At 61.9% G+C, this 1,396-nt stretch carries 4 protein-coding genes; all 4 read right to left on the bottom strand.

What is annotated here, in order from left to right; translation table 11 throughout:
- Window positions 1-250, bottom strand: a 250-nt coding sequence (locus HX884_RS26410; protein ID WP_045289156.1) for a cation transporter, incomplete at its 3' end; no start/stop codon positions are given.
- Window positions 251-288: 38 nt separating this feature from the next.
- The gene (merC, locus tag HX884_RS26405) at window positions 289-714 is read right to left on the bottom strand and encodes an organomercurial transporter MerC (protein WP_000522996.1); all 426 of its coding nucleotides are present in this window, start codon (window positions 712-714) and stop codon (window positions 289-291) included.
- A 27-nt stretch (window positions 715-741) separates the two neighbouring features.
- Window positions 742-1,017 (bottom strand): mercury resistance system periplasmic binding protein MerP, encoded by a 276-nt coding sequence (merP, locus tag HX884_RS26400; protein ID WP_000732275.1) that lies wholly within the window; start codon window positions 1,015-1,017, stop codon window positions 742-744.
- 15 nt (window positions 1,018-1,032) lie between these two features.
- Window positions 1,033-1,396, bottom strand: a 364-nt coding sequence (gene merT, locus HX884_RS26395; RefSeq protein WP_047359297.1) for a mercuric ion transporter MerT, incomplete at its 5' end; no start/stop codon positions are given.

Below are 1,396 nucleotides of genomic sequence, written 5' to 3'. Positions count from 1 at the left end.
CGCGCATCTTGTCGAGCAGGCCGGCGCGGTTGTCCGTCGGTGGCGCATCGGCAAGCGTTGCCTCGTAGCCCAGTCCGGCCACGGCGGTAGTCAGCGCATCCGATGACGTGCCCGCCTCAATGGCGAGTTGCGCTGTGCCCTTCGGATAGGACACCAGCGCCGATTGCACGCCGGGCACTTTCTCCAAGGCTTCCTTGACGTGAGCCGCGCACGAGTCGCAGGTCATCCCGGTGATTTTCAGGGTGGTCATGTATTTTTCCTTTTCTGTGGTGGCTACGGCTGTTGCCGTCAGCCACGTTGTTCTGGCAATTCACAGCTGTCCGGCCCGCAGCGGCGATGTGCTGGCGAGATGAAATCCCAGACCGACACCCCAACCATCAAGGCCAGGCCGACATAGAGCAGTCCACCGCTCTGCCAGCCGTAAGCCCGCATTAAAAACACCGCTGCCAGCACCAAGATCGGGCCTATCGTGCCGAGCGCCGTGCGTCGCCACTGTCGATGATTGAGCCAAGCGATAGCATTGGCGAGTAACGCGATGCCGGCGAACATCGGCAGCAGGATGCCAATGAATAGCCCCTCGTACTGGCTCAAGAAGCCCAGTCCGATGGCCGCGCCAAAGCTGGCGATGGCAGGAAAACAGGCGGCGCAGCCCATCGCGGAAACGACGCTGCCGAGCGCGCCGGTTTTGCCAGCGATGCGCGTGATGAGTCCCATGTGTCGCTCCCGAGTTCGGTTAACGGATCAGCGTTTGAGGCTGGACGGATAGCCCGCGTCCTCGGTCGCCTTGGTCAACTTCTGGACGTTGGTCTTGGCATCGTCGAAGGTGACGACGGCCTGGCGCTTGTCGAAACTTACGTCGGTCTTGCTCACGCCCTCAACCTTGGAAAGCGCGTGCTTGACAGTGATCGGGCAAGAGGCGCAGGTCATGCCAGGCACGGACAGCGTGACGGTCTGGGTGGCGGCCCACACGGGGGCAACAACGGCAGCGAGGGCGAGGGCGGCAAACAGTTTTTTCATGATGAACTCCTGTGATTAATAGAAAAATGGCATGACGTAGGGAAATCCGAGCGAGACCAGGACCAGCGCGGCCACGATCCAGAAAATGAGCTTGTAAGTAGCTCGCACTTGGGGAATCGCGCAGACCTCACCCGGTTTGCAGGCTTGCGCCGGGCGGTAGATGCGCCGCCAGGCGAAAAACAGCGCGACCAGCGCTGCGCCGATGAAGATCGGGCGATAGGGTTCCAGCACCGTCAGGTTGCCGATCCATGCCCCGCTGAACCCCAAGGCGATCAAAACCAGCGGCCCCAGGCAGCAGGCCGACGCAAGAATGGCGGCCAGCCCACCGGCGAAGAGCGCGCCGCGCCCGTTTTGTGGTTCAGACTTTTGTGGTTCAGAC

The organism is Enterobacter sp. SECR19-1250 (assembly GCF_013391025.1).
Lineage (GTDB): Bacteria > Pseudomonadota > Gammaproteobacteria > Enterobacterales > Enterobacteriaceae > Enterobacter > Enterobacter cloacae.
The sequence above is the reverse complement of the archived record's forward strand: the minus strand, read 5'-3'. Positions and strand labels throughout refer to the sequence as shown.

Coding starts and splice junctions, on each gene's coding strand:
- merC (WP_000522996.1), bottom strand. CDS start 714: ATGGGACTCATCACGCGCATCGCTGGCAAAACCGGCGCGCTCGGCAGC.
- merP (WP_000732275.1), bottom strand. CDS start 1,017: ATGAAAAAACTGTTTGCCGCCCTCGCCCTCGCTGCCGTTGTTGCCCCC.